Source organism: Leeuwenhoekiella parthenopeia, assembly GCF_020782115.1.
GTDB classification, from domain to species: domain Bacteria; phylum Bacteroidota; class Bacteroidia; order Flavobacteriales; family Flavobacteriaceae; genus Leeuwenhoekiella; species Leeuwenhoekiella parthenopeia.
This window is the reverse complement of the sequence record NZ_JAJGMW010000003.1, coordinates 208,082-224,650: the sequence shown is the minus strand read 5'-3', so window position 1 is coordinate 224,650 and position 16,569 is coordinate 208,082. Positions and strand designations below refer to the sequence as shown.

At 43.8% G+C, this 16,569-nt stretch carries 17 protein-coding genes; 6 read left to right on the top strand and 11 right to left on the bottom strand.

Annotated features, from left to right (window positions below):
- The 5 genes from LLW17_RS03705 to LLW17_RS03685 are packed head-to-tail and all read right to left on the bottom strand — an operon-like array spanning position 1 to position 5,211.
- Entirely contained in the window at positions 1–741 is a 741-nt protein-coding gene (locus LLW17_RS03705) for a 3-keto-disaccharide hydrolase (protein ID WP_228228917.1), read from the bottom strand.
- 7 nt (positions 742–748) lie between these two features.
- Positions 749–1,804 carry a sugar phosphate isomerase/epimerase family protein gene (locus tag LLW17_RS03700; protein ID WP_099645520.1) on the bottom strand — a complete coding sequence of 352 codons (1,056 nt, stop codon included), beginning with the start codon at positions 1,802–1,804 and terminating at the stop codon, positions 749–751.
- Between the two features lie 25 nt (positions 1,805–1,829).
- Entirely contained in the window at positions 1,830–2,984 is a 1,155-nt protein-coding gene (locus LLW17_RS03695) for a Gfo/Idh/MocA family protein (protein ID WP_228228916.1), read from the bottom strand.
- A gap of 9 nt (positions 2,985–2,993) precedes the next feature.
- Complete coding sequence (locus LLW17_RS03690; protein WP_228228915.1) at positions 2,994–4,226, bottom strand: nucleoside permease; 1,233 nt, start codon at positions 4,224–4,226, stop codon at positions 2,994–2,996.
- Between the two features lie 7 nt (positions 4,227–4,233).
- Positions 4,234–5,211: a sugar phosphate isomerase/epimerase family protein gene (locus LLW17_RS03685; RefSeq protein ID WP_228228914.1), complete on the bottom strand. Its 978-nt coding sequence runs from the start codon at positions 5,209–5,211 to the stop codon at positions 4,234–4,236.
- A 191-nt stretch (positions 5,212–5,402) separates the two neighbouring features.
- On the opposite strand from LLW17_RS03685, the gene LLW17_RS03680 reads away from it, so the two are divergent.
- The 3 genes from LLW17_RS03680 to LLW17_RS03670 are packed head-to-tail and all read left to right on the top strand — an operon-like array spanning position 5,403 to position 8,658.
- On the top strand, positions 5,403–7,088 hold the full coding sequence (locus tag LLW17_RS03680; protein ID WP_228228987.1) for a GMC oxidoreductase: 1,686 nt from the start codon (positions 5,403–5,405) through the stop codon (positions 7,086–7,088).
- Between the two features lie 2 nt (positions 7,089–7,090).
- Positions 7,091–7,729 carry a gluconate 2-dehydrogenase subunit 3 family protein gene (locus LLW17_RS03675; RefSeq protein ID WP_228228913.1) on the top strand — a complete coding sequence of 213 codons (639 nt, stop codon included), beginning with the start codon at positions 7,091–7,093 and terminating at the stop codon, positions 7,727–7,729.
- Positions 7,729–8,658, top strand: coding sequence for a hydroxypyruvate isomerase family protein (locus LLW17_RS03670; protein WP_228228912.1), 930 nt, complete (start codon positions 7,729–7,731; stop codon positions 8,656–8,658). The genes LLW17_RS03675 and LLW17_RS03670 overlap by 1 nt, the downstream gene beginning before the upstream one ends.
- A gap of 146 nt (positions 8,659–8,804) precedes the next feature.
- Here the strand turns inward: LLW17_RS03670 and treF are convergent, their stop codons facing one another.
- The 3 genes from treF to LLW17_RS03655 all read right to left on the bottom strand — a co-directional run bounded on the left by treF (position 8,805) and on the right by LLW17_RS03655 (position 12,044).
- Positions 8,805–10,418 (bottom strand): alpha,alpha-trehalase TreF, encoded by a 1,614-nt coding sequence (treF, locus tag LLW17_RS03665; protein ID WP_228228911.1) that lies wholly within the window; start codon positions 10,416–10,418, stop codon positions 8,805–8,807.
- Between the two features lie 89 nt (positions 10,419–10,507).
- Positions 10,508–11,020, bottom strand: coding sequence for a plastocyanin/azurin family copper-binding protein (locus LLW17_RS03660; protein ID WP_228228910.1), 513 nt, complete (start codon positions 11,018–11,020; stop codon positions 10,508–10,510).
- 55 nt (positions 11,021–11,075) lie between these two features.
- Positions 11,076–12,044 carry a YheT family hydrolase gene (locus LLW17_RS03655; protein WP_228228909.1) on the bottom strand — a complete coding sequence of 323 codons (969 nt, stop codon included), beginning with the start codon at positions 12,042–12,044 and terminating at the stop codon, positions 11,076–11,078.
- A 141-nt stretch (positions 12,045–12,185) separates the two neighbouring features.
- On the opposite strand from LLW17_RS03655, the gene LLW17_RS03650 reads away from it, so the two are divergent.
- Positions 12,186–12,662, top strand: a complete 477-nt coding sequence (locus tag LLW17_RS03650) for an acyl-CoA thioesterase (protein WP_228228908.1) — start codon at positions 12,186–12,188, stop codon at positions 12,660–12,662.
- On the opposite strand, the gene LLW17_RS03645 is transcribed toward LLW17_RS03650, so the two are convergent.
- Both LLW17_RS03645 and LLW17_RS03640 read right to left on the bottom strand, forming a co-directional pair.
- On the bottom strand, positions 12,655–13,554 hold the full coding sequence (locus LLW17_RS03645; RefSeq protein WP_228228907.1) for a DMT family transporter: 900 nt from the start codon (positions 13,552–13,554) through the stop codon (positions 12,655–12,657). The two genes, LLW17_RS03650 and LLW17_RS03645, sit on opposite strands and share 8 nt — an antisense overlap.
- A 9-nt stretch (positions 13,555–13,563) precedes the next feature.
- Positions 13,564–13,917 (bottom strand): arsenate reductase family protein, encoded by a 354-nt coding sequence (locus LLW17_RS03640; RefSeq protein ID WP_228228906.1) that lies wholly within the window; start codon positions 13,915–13,917, stop codon positions 13,564–13,566.
- A gap of 174 nt (positions 13,918–14,091) precedes the next feature.
- On the opposite strand from LLW17_RS03640, the gene LLW17_RS03635 reads away from it, so the two are divergent.
- Positions 14,092–14,568 (top strand): DinB family protein, encoded by a 477-nt coding sequence (locus LLW17_RS03635; RefSeq protein ID WP_228228905.1) that lies wholly within the window; start codon positions 14,092–14,094, stop codon positions 14,566–14,568.
- Here LLW17_RS03635 and LLW17_RS03630 read toward each other — a convergent pair.
- Entirely contained in the window at positions 14,552–15,310 is a 759-nt protein-coding gene (locus LLW17_RS03630; protein ID WP_228228904.1) for a DUF3298 and DUF4163 domain-containing protein, read from the bottom strand. The two genes, LLW17_RS03635 and LLW17_RS03630, sit on opposite strands and share 17 nt — an antisense overlap.
- 105 nt (positions 15,311–15,415) lie before the next feature.
- On the opposite strand from LLW17_RS03630, the gene LLW17_RS03625 reads away from it, so the two are divergent.
- Positions 15,416–16,558 carry a cystathionine gamma-synthase gene (locus LLW17_RS03625; RefSeq protein ID WP_228228903.1) on the top strand — a complete coding sequence of 381 codons (1,143 nt, stop codon included), beginning with the start codon at positions 15,416–15,418 and terminating at the stop codon, positions 16,556–16,558.
- Positions 16,559–16,569: the final 11 nt, after the last annotated feature.

Below are 16,569 nucleotides of genomic sequence, written 5' to 3'. Positions count from 1 at the left end.
TTAAAGTTTTTTGATTTTAATATCCCGGAAGGTAACCACATTTCCGTGATCCTGCAGGGCGATGTGACCGGATTGTGATTTGCCGAAAATAGACCAGTCTGCAAACTTGGATTCTGCAACCATAGCATCCCATTCAGGGCCACTCACCGGAAAGCTTACCACTTCGGTGTCGTTTAAAACCACGACACCTTTATTGTTTTCATAATCTATGGTGATGACATAGCTGTTCCACTCACCGGCAGGTTTCACGACGCCTTCAGGAGCAGCGATCATGTCATAAAGAGCACCCGAACGGTGCGTGGTGCCTGCTTTAGCATCAGGATGCCGCTCGTCGTCCAGAATTTGGATTTCAGGTCCGGTCAGATAGGGTTCGCTTAAGGAATCATTCTCCTGAACAGCCCACATAATCCCGCTGTTTCCACCTTCCGATATTTTCCAGTCAAGGCTTAGTTCAAAACTTTCAAAAGTCTCGTTAGTGACCAGATTTTGACTTCCCTGCTGATTTTCAGCCGGGGTAAAAACCAGATTTTCTCCTTCTATTTTCCACTGTGTGGGAGCTTCGCCATTATAGGCATGCCAGCTGTCGAGATTGCTTCCGTCAAAAAGGGTAATCCATTCGTTTTCGGGTTGTGGAGTTTCCATAGTTGTTTCAGCAACCGGTTCTTCGGTATTCTCTGCTTTTTCCTTGCAGGCTGCAAGCGCCAACAGCGCAAAGGCAGAAAGGTAAATTTGTTTTTTCATGAGTTGTTTAGTTTATTCCAAGTATGCGTTTCAGTTTAGCTTCATCGGTTTTCGCTCCCGCAAAATCATCGAATTTCTTTTGGGTAGCCTCAATAATATGACTGGCGATAAACGGTGCGCCTTCGCGGGCTCCCTGCTCGGGGGATTTGATGCAGCACTCCCATTCCATCACCGCCCAGACATCGCAACCGTACTCGGTTAGTTTAGTAAAAATGGTTTTAAAATCAATCTGGCCGTCACCCGGCGAGCGATAGCGACCTGCGCGGTCAATCCAGTCGCCATAGCCTCCAAAAGCTCCTTTTTTTCCGGTAGGATTAAATTCGGAATCCTTAACGTGGAACATTTTGATAAACTCGTGATAGTTGTCAATGTATTCTATATAATCGAGCTGCTGCAGTACAAAGTGACTGGGATCATACAGAATATTGGCTCGCTTGTGATTGCCGGTAGCTTCACGAAAACGCTCAAAAGTCACACCGTCGTGAATGTCTTCTCCCGGATGCACTTCATAACACACATCAACACCCTGCTCATCAAAGGCATTAAGAATTGGTGTCCAGCGATTAGCGAGTTCTTTAAATCCCAGTTCTACAAGCCCGGGCGGGCGTTGCGGCCAGGGATGCCAGGTGTGCCAAAGCAAAGCTCCGCTAAACGTGCCGTGCACATCTATACCCAGATTTCTACTGGCTTTTGCTGCACTTAGGAGCTGATCTACTGCCCATTCCTGGCGTTTTTTCGGATTATTTTTATACCCATCGGGAGCAAAGTTGTCAAACATCTCATCGTATGCGGGATGAACCGCTACAAGCTGGCCTTGCAGGTGCGTACACAGTTCGGTAATTTCCAGACCGTAGCTGTTTACTTTGCCTTTGAGTTCGTCGCAATAGGTCTTGCTTTCTGCTGCTTTTTTAAGGTCTATAAGCCGGCTCTCCCAGGTGGGGATTTGTATTCCTTTATACCCTAAATCACTGGCCCATTTGCACAGGCCATCCAGAGAATTAAAAGGTTCTTTATCGTCCATGAACTGAGCCAGAAACACGGCCGGTCCTTTTATGGTTTTCATATTCTTTTGGTTTTAGATTATGGTTTTAATCTTCTTTTAGACTTACCCAGGCTGCGTTATTATCATTTGAGGCTACCGAAGCATAAATAAACTGCATGCCTCTTAAGCCGTCGTGAATGGTAGGAAAATCGGGTCGCTCTGAAATGGCGTTACCCTCCATTACCGAAAGGACTTCTTTCGCGAAGCTTCTGTAAATAGTGGCAAAACCTTCCAGATAGCCTTCCGGGTGACCGGGAGGAACACGGGTGTATGCGGTAGATTCTTCGTAGGTGCCGTTACCTCCGGGGGTGTAAATCTGTTTGGGCTTATCAAGCCAGTAAGCCGTTAGTTCATTCGGATTTTCCTGATACCAGGCAATACTTCCTTTGCTTCCGTATACGCGTATGCCCAGGTTGTTTTCTTCACCGGTTGCGATTTGCGAAATGGTCATACAGCCTTTAGTGTCTCCTTCCAGGCGCAGCAGGATATTGCCGTCATCATCCAGCACGCGACCCGCGCCAAAACTGCTGAGATCTGCCGCGACTTTCTCAATTTTTTTACCGGTGAGGTATTCGGTCAGGTTTTCGGCATGCGTACCAATATCGCCAAGGGCGCCACCTATTCCTGATTTTTTAGGGTCAACCCGCCATGAAGCCTGTTTGTTTTCGGTCTCCTCAACCGCAGTAGACAGCCAGCCTTGCAGGTATTGAACCACCACTTTGCGAATTTCGCCCAGCTCGCCGTTTTGAATCATCAAACGGGCCTGCTTAACCATAGGATAGCCGGTGTAATTGTGGGTAAGGGCGAAAACTTTTCCGCTTTTTTTGACCACTTTTTGCAGGTCAAAAGCCTCATCAAGCGTAAGGGTTACCGGTTTATCGCAAATCACGTGAAACCCATTTTCAAGCGCCAGTTTTGCCGGAGGAAAGTGCATATGGTTTGGCGTTACGATAGAAACAAAATCCATACGCTCGCCTTCGGGAAGTTCTTTTTCTTTGGTGATCATTTCCTCAAAACTCTTGTAAGCCCGCTCAGGAGACACACCCAGTTCTTCGGCCGACTCGAGGCTGCGTTGCGGGTTGCTGCTAAAGGCGCCGCATACGAGGTCAACCATTCCGTCTATACGGGAAGCCCTGCGGTGCACATCGCCTATAAACGAGCCTTTACCGCCGCCTACCATTCCCATTTTCAGTTTTTTCATATTCTAAAATTATATATGTTTTTCTTCTACTTTTTCGTTTTTAAAGAATATAGCAAAAAGAACCATAACAGCTACAGCAAAAAGTACCGGGAATGTCCAAATCCCGTTCCAGTCGTGTACGCCTTCACTTAACAAGTTGCTGTCTGTGACCTTACCGGCGATGTAAAAACCTATTAACATTCCTACGCCGTATGTAGCCAGCGTTATCAATCCCTGAGCAGAACTTTTAAATTTCTCTCCTGCTTTGCTATCGGTATAAATTTGGCCTGAAACAAAGAAGAAATCATAGCATACCCCGTGAAGTGCAATACCTATAAATAGCATAAATACGAGTTCGTCTGCATTACCATAGGCAAATAATAAATAACGTACTGCCCAGGCCGCCATACCAATCAATAAAGTATATTTTACACCAAAACGCTTAAAGAAAATTGGAAGCAAAAGCATAAAAAGCACTTCAGACAATTGCCCGATTGCCGCTTTTGCTGTAGAACCTTCCATTCCTATTTCGGTTAGAAACGGACTCAGATTCTGGTAGTAAAATGCTAGAGGAATACAGATTAAAATCGATGAAACGAAGAACACGAGAAAGTTTCGATCTCTCAAAAGCGCCAATGCATCGAGTCCTAAAATATCTCTAAGTTGAATTTTTTCGCCTTTTGCAACGGCGGGTGGAGTTTTAGGCAAGGTAAAACTGAATACACCCAATACCGCAGAAGCGATAGCGGTCATCAAGAAAGTATTTTTAAGAGCCCCCTGAGCTAAAGCATCTGTACTATCCCAAAAAAATACGTAGCTGATTACAATTCCCGCAATAATCCAGCCTATCGTCCCAAAAACACGAATATAGGAGAATTCTTTTGCAGGATCTTTAAGCTGTCTGAATGCTACCGAGTTTACCAAAGCTAATGTGGGCATATAGGCGATCATGTATCCCAAAACGTAGGGATAGAACTCCGCAAAATCTTCGGCATAAGCCATCTGATACATTAAAAATGCGCCAATAAGATGCAGCACTCCCAGAATGCGTTCTGCATTAAAATAGCGGTCTGCGATAAGACCAATAATAAAGGGAGCTATGATGGCACCCCAGGATTGAGTAGAAAAGGCGGCACCGATTTCTACCGCGTTCGCCCCTAGGTTTTGCCCCATAAATGTCCCGAGTGTCACAAACCATCCGCCCCAGATAAAAAACTCCAGGAACATCATTATTGATAATTGTACTCTTACAAGTGATTTCATAAACTAGTTAATTAAGCTCTTGAGCAGATTTGATTAGTAATTCTTTGGTGCGTTTTATGCCTTCTTCTTCACTGAAGTCCTCTCCTTCATATTCAACACCTATAAAACCGGTGTAGCCGGCATCTTTAACGATTTGGAGAATTTTAGAATAATCCATCGAAGTTTCCTCGCCTTCCTCATTAAAGTCGTAGGATTTGGCGCTTACGGCAAGCGCTTTAGGCATCAACTCTTCGATACCCTGATAACGCGGATATTCCTTCACACAGGGAGCACCCCACATTTCGCCGTTTTCGCGTTCCATACAGAAATTTCCAAAATCGGGCAGGGTTCCGCAATTAGGCTTGTTGATGGTATTGATGATTTCCATTAAAAATGCAGCGTCAGAGGAGTAACCGCCGTGATTTTCAACAATCACCTCAATGTTTTTGGAGGCACCATAATCGGCCAGTTTGCCCAGACCGTCAACGGCACTTTGTTTAAAGAGTTCTTTGTCTTTAGGGCCTATAAGATTTACACGAATGGCGTGGCAACCCAGATAAGCAGCGGCATCTACCCATTTTTTATGGCTTTCTACAGCGGTGTTGCGCTCAGTTTCATCTTCTGAAGCCAGATTGCCCTCGCCATCAACCATGATTAAAACATTCTGTACGCCGTATTGCTCACTGCTGGCTTTTAGTTTGGGCAAAATGGAGTCAAGCGCAACTTGTGCATTCTCATATTTTTCCATTTCGGCATTGTAAAGCTGGCTTACATATTCAATGCCTTCAAAACCCATTTCATTTGCCTTTTTTGCAAAGTCCATAGGGCTTATTTCTCCAGTTTGAAAAGCCTTGTGCAGGGACCATTGTGCCAAAGAAATATCAAAAAAAAGGTCGGTTTGGGCAGTTTGGGAAGTTAAATCGGTTGGATTTTCAGCTTTTTTTTCATTTTTACAGCCTGCCAAAATAAAAAGAAAGAGCAGGACTGTATAGAGTTTAGTCGTCATTAGATTAGTCAATTAGGTGTTTGAAAACAGGTTTTAAAAATGCAACAGGCACTTGCAAAACCTATAAGTTCTCTAAATTATACTTTTTTTGGTTTATCAAAAAATAACTTAAAATTTATATATTTGATAGCATAGGCTAGATTATATTATCAAAAACTAAATATAGCGTGAGTAGTATTAAACCAGAAGAAATGTACGACGCCATCGTGGTGGGTACAGGAATTAGTGGTGGCTGGGCTGCCAAAGAATTATGTGAACAAGGTCTTAAAACCCTGGTTCTCGAAAGGGGTCGTATGGTAAAACATATTGAAGATTACCCGACTATGAACATGGATCCATGGGATTTTAAATTTAAGGGGCAACCCACTCAGGAAGAAAAAGCCAAGCAATTTAAACAGGCGCGTACCGGCTATACGGTAGATCGTGCGCACAGCCATTTCTTCGTAAATGATTTAGAACACCCCTATAATGAAACCAAGCGTTTTGACTGGATGCGTGGATACCACGTGGGTGGACGTTCTATTATGTGGGGACGTCAGAGTTATCGCTTAAGTGATATTGATTTTGAAGCCAACAAAAAAGAAGGTGTAGCTGTAGACTGGCCCGTGCGTTATGCAGATATAGCACCCTGGTATGATAAAGTTGAAGAATATATAGGTGTAAGTGGTGAAAACCTGGGTCTGCCTCAGTTACCTGATGGTAAATTTGGTCCGCCGATGGAACTCAACTGTGTTGAAGAGCACCTCAAGAAGAATATGGCTCAAAATTACAAAGACCGTCTGCTCACGATCGGTCGTACTGCTCATATTACTTCTACTGAAAAAACCTATGAGGGCCGTTCTGCCTGCCAGTATCGTAACCGTTGTATGCGAGGTTGTCCTTTTGGGGCTTACTTCAGTAGTAACTCGTCTACCTTACCTGCTGCAGAACGCACCGGAAATATGACCCTGAGACCTTTCAGTATCGTAAGTGAGGTTGTTTACGATGATACTACCAAGCTTGCAACCGGAGTGAAAGTTATTGATGCCGAAACCAAAGAAGAAATTACCTTTAATGCTAAAGTGATTTTCTTATGTGCTTCAGCAATTGCTTCGGCCTCTATCCTTATGCAATCTAAATCTGATCGTTTCCCTAATGGATTAGGAAATGACAGCGGTGAATTAGGTCATAATATCATGGACCACCATTTTAGAGTGGGAGCTTCTGCCGTGGTAGAAGGTTTTGAAGATAAATACTACAAAGGACGCCGTGCAAACGGGCTCTATATACCTCGATTTAGAAACTTAGGCGGGGAAACCGATCAGCCTAACTTTAAACGCGGATACGGATATCAGGGCGGAGCTAGCAGGGGAGACTGGACTGAGGCGATCTCTGAAATGTCTTATGGAGCAGATCTTAAAAAGGAGATTTCCAAACCCGGTAAGTGGACCATTGGGATTACTGCATTTGGTGAATGTTTGCCTTATCACGAGAATAAAATGACTCTGGATTACGATAAGCTTGATAATTGGGGTCTGCCTACCGTTACTTTCGACGCAGAGTGGAAAGAAAACGAATGGGAGATGCGTAAAGATATGAAGGCACAGGCTGAAGAAATGCTTACCAAGGCCGGTTATAAAAATGTAAGTACTTACGATAGCCCCGGAGCCCCGGGATTAGGAATTCACGAGATGGGTACAGCCCGTATGGGAAGAGATCCTAAAACCTCGGTTCTTAACGGAAACAATCAGGTACACGCGGTTCCTAATGTATATGTCACAGACGGTGCTTTTATGACTTCTGCAAGTTGTGTAAACCCATCGCTTACGTATATGGCATTTACTGCCCGTGCAGCCAAGCATGCTGCAGAACAACTTAAGAACGGAAAATTTGCATAGTTATGAATAGAAGACAAGTCTTAAAAAATATTGGTCTGGGAGCGGGTTATGTAATGGTCGCCCCTGCAGCTTTTAACTTATTACAGAGTTGTAAAAGCGAACCTAAGAATGAATGGCAACCCGTTTTCTTAAATGCGACAAACGGTGCGGCTCTTGTGCATATTCTGGATGTTATTTTCCCAAAAACGGATACTCCGGGAGCTTCAGAATTAAATATCGCGCAGTTTATTGACTCCTTTATGGATGAAGTTGCCGACGATCGTCAGAAAAAAGAATTTGAAGCCGGTGCTAACGCTTTTGCCTTAAGCTTTAAAGAGAATGTAGATAAGGAGCTTACTGATGGAGAGCACGAGGATTTTGAAAAAGCAGTAGCTAAATATTTAGGAGCTGATAAAGAAACCCGTGATGCCTACGTAAAACGCATTTCAGCAACTCAGGACCCTGAGGCTCCTGAGGTTGATTTTGACGCGCACGCCGGTTCGTATGCCTATCTTGCCACCGTGCGGGATTTGGGAATCTGGGCCTGGAAAAACAGCGAGGAAGTGGGCGAAAACGTACTTTGGTACGATCCCATCCCCGGAGTTTATCAGGGCTGTTTGCCTCTTGAGGAAGCCGGAGGCGGTAAAACCATGTCTTTATAATGAAACGAAGATCATTTATACAAAAAGGAGCCTTAAGTGGCTCTTTTTTCGCTTTAGGCGGAACGAGCCTGTTTGCCTTAAATACCGGCATTGCAGGAAATCCGGAGCCTTTGCATCAGTTCAATCTCAATTATGCACCTCACCTGGGGATGTTTAAAAGTATGGCGGGAGATGATCCTATAGATCAGCTAAATTTTATGGCAGATCAGGGTTTTACGGCTTTTGAAGATAACGAGATGCGTAACCGTCCGGTTGAGTTGCAGCAAAAAATGGCCGACACCATGCAAAAGCGCGGCCTGCAAATGGGTGTTTTTGTGGCGCATAAAATCTACTGGACCGAAGGTAACCTGACCAGCGGTAATCCCGATAAACGAACTGAATTTCTAGAGGATATTAAACAATCTGTAGAAGTTGCAAAGCGGGTTAATGCCAAATGGATGACCGTGGTTCCCGGTTATGTAGATCAAAGACTTGATGCTAATTATCAAACTGCAAATGTGATTGAAAGTTTAAAGCAGGCATCGGCAATCCTGGAAAAGGAAAACCTGACCATGGTGCTTGAGCCGCTTAATTTCTTTAATCACCCCGGTTTGTTTTTAAAGGAAAGTCCACAGGCTTATATGATTTGTAAAGCGGTTGACAGCCCGGCTTGCAAGATACTTTTTGATATCTACCACCAGCAGATTCAGGAAGGGAATTTAATCCCGAATATCGACGAATGCTGGGATGAAATCGGGTATTTTCAAATAGGGGACAACCCCGGAAGAAAAGAACCTACGACCGGTGAAATTAATTACCTAAATATCTTCAAACACATTCACGACAGGGGTTTTACAGGAATCATGGGTATGGAGCATGGTAACTCAATGCCCGGTGCAGCAGGAGAACAGGCAGTTATAGACGCTTATGTGGCCTGTGATGATTTTTAGCATACCGAAGGATAAATTAAAAAAAAGGCTGTCAAACTGAGCTTGTCGAAGTTTTTAAGGTGCGTATAACCCATGAGTCTTCGACAGGCTCAGACTGACAAACCAATCCACAGGTCTTTTTTTCGACAGCCTCTGTTCGTAAGGTTTTATTCAGAGTCTTTTTTCAGATCGAGATAGACCCCGTTTGTCCAGCCAAAACCATCCTGATTGGGATATTCTCCACCGCCTGCAACCAGGGTAGTATCAACCACATTATATTTTTCAAGCATTTTACCGGTGCGTTTGTACACGCGTTCATTCAGCTGAATCCAGCGGTCACTAATTTGCCCGGCCAGATCGCCCAGGCCGTAGGTTTGCAGACCACGAACTGCCATCCATTGATGCGGTGGCCAGCCGTTAGGGCTGTCCCATTGCTGCCCGTTGGTATTAAGTGTGGTTACCAGACCACCGGGTTTCAAAAAGTCACGCTCCAGCACCTGAGCAACCTGTTCAGCCTGAGCCGGTGAAGCTGCTTTAAAATACAGCGGATAGACCATCGCAAGTGAAAGCGTTTCGGTAGGAGTCTGATTTTTGAAATTATAATCGGTATAGGTTTTTTGATTTGCATTCCACAGATAGGCGTCAATCGCGTCTTTACGGGCAGAAGCAGCATCTACCATTTTCTGGGCGCCTTCCGGGTCACCGTTAAAGCGTCGTGCAATCGCAAGAATTTCCTCCATATTATAGAGTAGTGCATTTAAATCTACCGGTATAATTTCGGTGGTTTGAATGCTGGCCAAATCATCGGGATTAGAAAACCATCTGCTGCTAAAATCCCATCCGCTTTCGCAGGCAGCGGTGATGTTGAGATACACCTCTTCCGGAGATTTACCCGTCGCTTCCTGAGCAGTTAGAATATCTTCCCGGTAGCTTTCGGCACGAGGCTCAGAGCGATTGCTGTAAAATCGGTTTAAAACAGAACCATCCTGCATTTTAACCACGCGCGCTGCGGCTTCCCCTTCGGCTAAATTTTCAGCGCCTTTCATCCAAAATGCGTATTCTTTTTCCAGAGGTTCTAAATACTTCAGGTAGATGTCTTTTTCGGTCCCGGTGGAGGCGTACAGGCTTACCATTTCTGCGAAAAACGGCGGTTGTGAACGGTTGAGGTAGTAGGTGCGGTTTCCGTTAGGAATAAAACCAATAGTATTAATCTGATATGCAAAATTGTCCAGGATATTTTCAATGAGTTTAAGCTCTCCGGATTCTTTCAGCCCCAGCATTATAAAAAACGAATCCCAGTAGTAAACCTCTCTAAAACGACCGCCGGGTACAATATAGGGATTGGGTAAGGCAATGCGCGACCCGTTTTCCTGAGTGTCTGCATCGCGTTTCAGGTAAGGCCAAAGCGCTTTGATGTGCTCTGCAGTAGTACGCGTGGTATCTGATGTAAAACTGGCAGTAGGAGATTCGGGCAGGTTAAAATGTTGAAGCACAAAAGCCTTTAGATCAAAGTCTGTTTCTTTTGAAGCGCTTTGATATCTGGCCAGAATGGTATCTGCTGGAAACAAAGGCTCGCAATCTACAAAGGTCTTACCATCTTCAAAAACACTTTGCATTTGCACATCAACCAGCAGATCGCCATAGCGGTCAATGGGATTTTCATTTTTCTTTGGGAAATCAAAAGTCTGCTGATCAACAGATTCAGACTTGTTTTCTTCTTTACACGAGGATAGGGATAAGATCACCAGGGCAGCAAGGATTTGAGAATACAGGGTTTTCATGGGTTTGTTTTTAAAGCCAAAAAAGCCCAAAAATTAATCGGCAAAGATAATTTTTGGGCCTTAATGCGTGTTAGGAGTAGATCGGAAAATTACTCTACTATAAATTTACCTTTCATCACACTGTAATGACCGGGGAAACTACAGATGAAATCGTAGGTTCCGGGAGCAGGTGGGTCAAACTCAATAGTGTCAGACTGGCCACCGCCAAGCATTTTAGTGTGTACGATTACAGCGTCTGTATCTGCGGGGATGTAACCATTGTCGCGTGCAGCAGAAGCTTTAGCTCCAAAAGCAGGAATTTCGGTTCCCTGAGTTAGCAGTACAAAATTGTGACCCATAACTTCAATAGCTTGCTTACCTACGTGTCTTAGGGTAAGTCTTACTTTTTTACCTGCAGGAACTTTGATTTCGTTCATATTGAATTTCATCATGTCGTCTGCAAGCAGTACGATCTCGGTGACATTGTCATCGGTCTTCGTTTCGGTATCAGTGCTTTTTGCACCAATGGTCACGGTTTCTTTTTCTTCTTTCTTTTTGTCGTCACCACAGGCACTAAGTGATACGACGAAAAGAAATGCCAGGGTTATTTTTAATAATTTCATTTTTAAAATTTTAATTGGAGGACTAATATACATAACATTTTAGCGCAGTACAATATTATGCATAATCTTGAATGAATTGCAGGCTGCGTTTTTCGCAGTAGGTGGGTCGTTCAAAAAGCATAAAGCCCACGTGACCACCTGTTTTGGGCATTTCCAGAAAGAGATTGGTATTCTTTTGAACAGCCTCAACCGGGTAACAGCTCGCGTTGAGAAAGGAGTCGTCTTTAGCATTTAAAATCAAGGTAGGTACTTTAATGTCTTCTAAAAACTGCTTGCTGCTGCTTTTGGTATAGTAGTCCATAGCATCTTTAAAACCATTGGCTGGCGCAGTGTAGAGTTCGTCAAAAAGCCGCAGGGATTTGATGTTTTTGTAATCCTGTTTGCTGAGCTCTTGAGGATAACGCTCCAGCTTTTGCCGGTACTTGTCTCGCAATCCTTTAAGAAAGGACCAGCGGTACACCCAGTTTTGTTTTTGTTGTAAAGCTTCCAGCGAATCATACAAATCTACCGGGGTTGAAACGGCGACTCCGGCTTTGATGCTTTCCGGCCGGCTTCGGTTTTCGCCCAGATATTTCAATACCAGATTTCCGCCCAGACTAAAACCGCATAAAAAGATTTGATCGTAATCTTTAGCAGCTTCTACAAAAGCGACCACATCAGCTACATCATCTGTAGCACCCGAATGGTAGGAACGCAGGTGCAGGTTAGTCTCCCCACTACAGCCTCTCAGGTTAACAGCAGCGCAGTCAAACCCGTTTGCATTTAAAATTTTTGTGGTGCCTGCCATATAAGGCCTTTTGGCGTGGCCTTCAAGACCGTGAAAAAGCAATACCACCTGTTTTGCTTTGCTTTCGCTCTGCGAAAAACTCCAGTCAATATCCAGAAAGTCCCCGTCCTGCAGGTTAATGCGTTCGCGCTCGTAGCTAAGACCGGTTACCGTTCTGATCTTTGCAGCAAAAATCGTGTTGAAGTGCGCATTCTTAAAGGGAGCAGGAGCTTTATAGGTAGATTTAACAACAGGCATTTTTGGGCAAATAAAGGCTTTAACTGAATGCCGAAGATACCCTAAATATCACAATTGAGAGGACTTCTTGATTATTAAGGTTTTTGTAAAGTCCTATGCACGCACAAGATATTATGTAATTTTGCATTCTAAATTGAGCTTATGTACACCAAAGAATTTGAAATACGCTGGAGTGATATAGATGCCAACCGCCATCTTGCCAATAGTGCTTACATCAATTTTATGAGTCATACCCGTATGGCTTTTTTGATGGAAAACGGTTTTGGACAGGAGGAAATGGCCAAACACAACATAGGTCCCGTTGTGTTTTACGAGCATATGTATTATTTCAAGGAAGTGTTTGCGGGTAAGTCTGTAAAGGTGTCCTTGCAATTAAAAGGCCTTGCGGAAGACGGTATGTATTTTGAATTTGTACATAATTTCTACGATCACAAAGGCCGAAATTTTGCAAGCTGCGAAATGATGGGCGCCTGGATTGATCTTAAAGAACGCAAGCTTACTGCACTTCCGGAAGAGCTGTTTAAAAACCTATCTTCCTTAGAGCATACCGAAGATTTTAGAACCCTTACCAAAGAAGATACCCGTAAATACGGCAAAAAGCCACAGGATCTTAGCTAGTCTGCGTCTTCTTTTTGGTGCGTGTTGAGAGGTAAACGCCTGTAAAAATCATCAGGCCGGCGATTAAGCGTACCGGAGTGATTCGGTCTGCGCCTGTAAGAACAGCAAAGAGCACAGCGATAAGCGGTTGCAGGTAAATAAAAGCACCTACTGTAGAAGCTTTAAGCGTTCGCAATGCATACAGATTGAGAAAATAAGTTGAAAACGTAGTTCCTACCACCACAAACACCATAACCCAGATTGCCCATGCCGGTAGATTTAACCAGTCTACCGCGGCAAAATCGCCATAGGTAAACGGAAGGTTTAAGAAGACGCCGGTAAGAAACAGCCATTTCATCATGGTGACCGTGTTGTACTTTTTGGTAAGGGGTTTGATCAAAACCAGATACACCGCGTAAGCCGTACCGTTTATCAAAAACATAATATTCCCCAGCGGAATATTTGGTGCGTTCTGCTGGGTTGAAGCGCCAAAAAGTACCAAAACCAATGCCCCAAGCATACCAATCGCGATACCCAGAATCTTTAAGGCGGAAATTTTTTCTTTAAGAAACAGAGCCGAAAGCACCAGTAAAATTACAGGGCTGAGCGTGATGATCACCGAACTGTTTACCGGTGTCGAAAGCTGTAAACCGGTAAAAAAGGCCAGCATATTGATAAACATGCCAAAAAAGGCACAGCCCAGCAGACGCCAGTAATCGCTGCGGTCAATCTTTTCAGACTTGGTAAACAGGCTTACAATCCAGAACAGGACTGAAGCTCCCAAAACCCGAAGTAAAATAAACCCAAACGGACTTATAAACTGAGGCATAACGCCTTTGGCCAGCGTGTGGTTGATACCGTAGATCGTTCCGGCCAGGGTTGCTGCGACGAGCGCCAGCGTGCGTTTGCTCATAGCCGGGGCTTAATTGTGGATGGCTTCTTTTGCCGCTTCAACCGTTTTTTTACTGTTACCTATAAAAATTTGATCGTTGTTTACAATTACCGGTCGTTTTAGAAAGGTATAATGCTCCAGAATCAATTCGGCATACTTGTCTTCCTCCAGCGGCTCATTGTTGAGGCCACGCTCCCGGTATAGGCGGGCACGTTTGTTAAAAAGTGCTTCGTAGCTTCCGCTAAGGTTATAGAGCTCGTCAAGCTGTTCTTCGGTAAGCGGGTCTGTTTTAATGTCCTGCTGTATAAAAGCCGAAGGCAATTCGATTTCCTTCATAATACGGGTACAGGTATCGCAGGTAGACAGGTAATATATTTTTTTCAAAACCCAATTTTTTAGAATTTCTGCCCTGCAAAGTAATCGCATTTTGGGCTAAAACGGTACTTTTATTGGCACAGCCAAAGGTATAATGTCTGAGGCTTGTCTTAAAATTAAAAAATTGTACCCAACAAAGACCTCCCGGGCTTGCCCCGAGGTGAGTTAATCCAAATTAAACTTATGACTCCAATTCTCGATTTTACGCTTACAAACACCTATAAAACCCGAACGATCCTTAAAAATTATCTGGATAGCATTTCTCTAGAAGACCTCAATAAAATCCCCGAAGGTTATAACAACAATATCTTCTGGAATATCGCGCACCTTGTGGCTACGCAGCAGATTTTGGTGTATAAATTTTCAGATGTTCCTGCTTTGGTTTCAGATGAAATCATCAACGCCTACAGAAAAGGCACAAAACCCGAAGGCGAAGTCACTCAGGCCGAAGTTGATGAAATCAGGGAATTACTTTTTAGCACGCTAGATCAAACCAAAAAAGATTACGAAGCAGGCATGTTTAAAACCTACAACAGCATCACCACGTCTATGGACAGCACACTGACCAATGTTGATGAAGCTATCGCCTACAACAACTTCCACGAAGGTATCCACCTGGGATCGGTACTGGCTTTACGCCGTGCTATGGGTTTGACTTAAGATAGTCTTTAACCTCGGCAAGATCAAAGTTTAAAATGAGCTGCCCGTCTGCGTAAGAGGCAATTTCATAAGGGTTATAGAGCAAAATGAGTTGGTCATTTCTAAAACCAATGTTTTGAGGCAATGTAAAAGTATCTTCGGTAAAGAAATAGCCTGTTTCGCTTAAGTCTTCCTCGGGTTGTATTTGGTATTGACTTCTAAAACGTTTTTCGGCTAAGCGCTTAAAACCTTCCAGATCCTTAAAAAGCATTTCAGGCGTAAGAACCTGCTGTAAATCTTTGTCGAAGTTGAGGTAAAAGGTGCTGCCGTAACCGTGCGCACCACCATAATAGGTATAATCATCAAAAGCAATGCACAGGAGTTTGCCGTTGTCAAAACTTATAGAAGATGTGCTGCTAACCTCATATTCAGGGATTGCATCGGGAAAATCGCTTCGGTACACCCGGTAATTTTGAACAAAATTTTGAAGCGCCTCATCCAGCGTATGAACTTTTTTAGCCTCATCGGGGTCCATGATGAGCAAATCAATGAGGTGCTTTTCAACGGCTGTGTTGATGGTATCTGCAAAAGCCCCTCCTCCCATGGTTACTTTATCTATAGCGATTTCAGGACATAAACCTTCATCACAAAGGGCCAGACTTTCGGTTTTGATAACCTCTATATCATAGGTTAGCCTGGGATCTTCTTTCTTACAGGCAACCAAAATCATAAACAAACTCAGGATCAGACTTACTTTTTTCAAACCAGATTCATTAGGTGTTAAACATTAAATAAAGGTACATCCAATTTTGGGAATGGAGCCCGGGCTTCCTACATTTACGTTTCAGACACTGAAATTTTTGAAGATATGAAATTCAATACCAAGACCATTCACGGAGGACAACACCATACAGATCCGGCTTACGGAAGTGTGATGCCTCCCATATATCAAACGTCAACCTACAGCCAAACGACTCCGGGCGGGCATAAGGGTTTTGAGTATTCGCGTAGCGGAAACCCTACCCGTAAAGCTCTTGAAGATGCGCTTGCCAGTATTGAAAATGGAGCGTTTGGTCTTGCTTTCGGTTCGGGTCTTGCCGCGATTGATGCGGTGTTGAAGCTGTTTAAGCCGGGAGACGAAATCATTTCAACTAACGACTTATACGGAGGTTCGTATCGGTTGTTTACCAAAATATTTGAAGATTTTGGTTTGAAATTTCACTTTGTATCTATGCAGGATACTTCAAAAATTGAAGCTGCAATTACCGAAAAAACCAAACTCATTTGGGTGGAGACTCCTACTAACCCAATGATGAATATTATAGATATTGAAGCTGTCTCTAAAGTAGCCAAAGCCCACAATCTTCTGCTTGCGGTTGATAATACTTTTGCGACTCCTTACCTGCAGCAGCCTTTAGATTTAGGTGCAGATATCGTGATGCACAGTGTGACCAAATACCTGGGCGGCCATAGTGACCTGGTGATGGGAGGCCTGATTGTGCGCGATAAAGAGCTGGCAGATAAATTGTACTTTATTCAAAATGCAAGCGGTGCCGTTTGTGGTCCACAGGATAGTTTTCTTGCGCTTCGCGGAATCAAAACCTTGCACGTGCGCCTGCAAAGACATTGTGAGAACGGTAAAGCCGTTGCTCATTTCTTAAAAAATCATCCTAAAGTTGATAAAGTATATTGGCCGGGTTTTGAAGATCATCCCAATCATGATGTTGCCAAAAAGCAAATGAAGGATTTTGGCGGAATGGTTTCTTTTACGACTAAAAATGATTCACTTCAGGGAGCCGTTGAGGTAGTAGAGAAATTAAACGTATTTACCCTTGCTGAAAGTTTGGGTGGGGTTGAAAGTCTTGCGGGGCATCCGGCAACGATGACACACGCCAGTATTCCCAAAGAAGAACGTCAAAAAACCGGTATCAAAGATTCACTCATTCGTCTGAGTGTAGGTATTGAAGATATAGATGATTTGCTGGAAGACTTGAAACAGGCTCTGGGATAAATCCTCTGGAT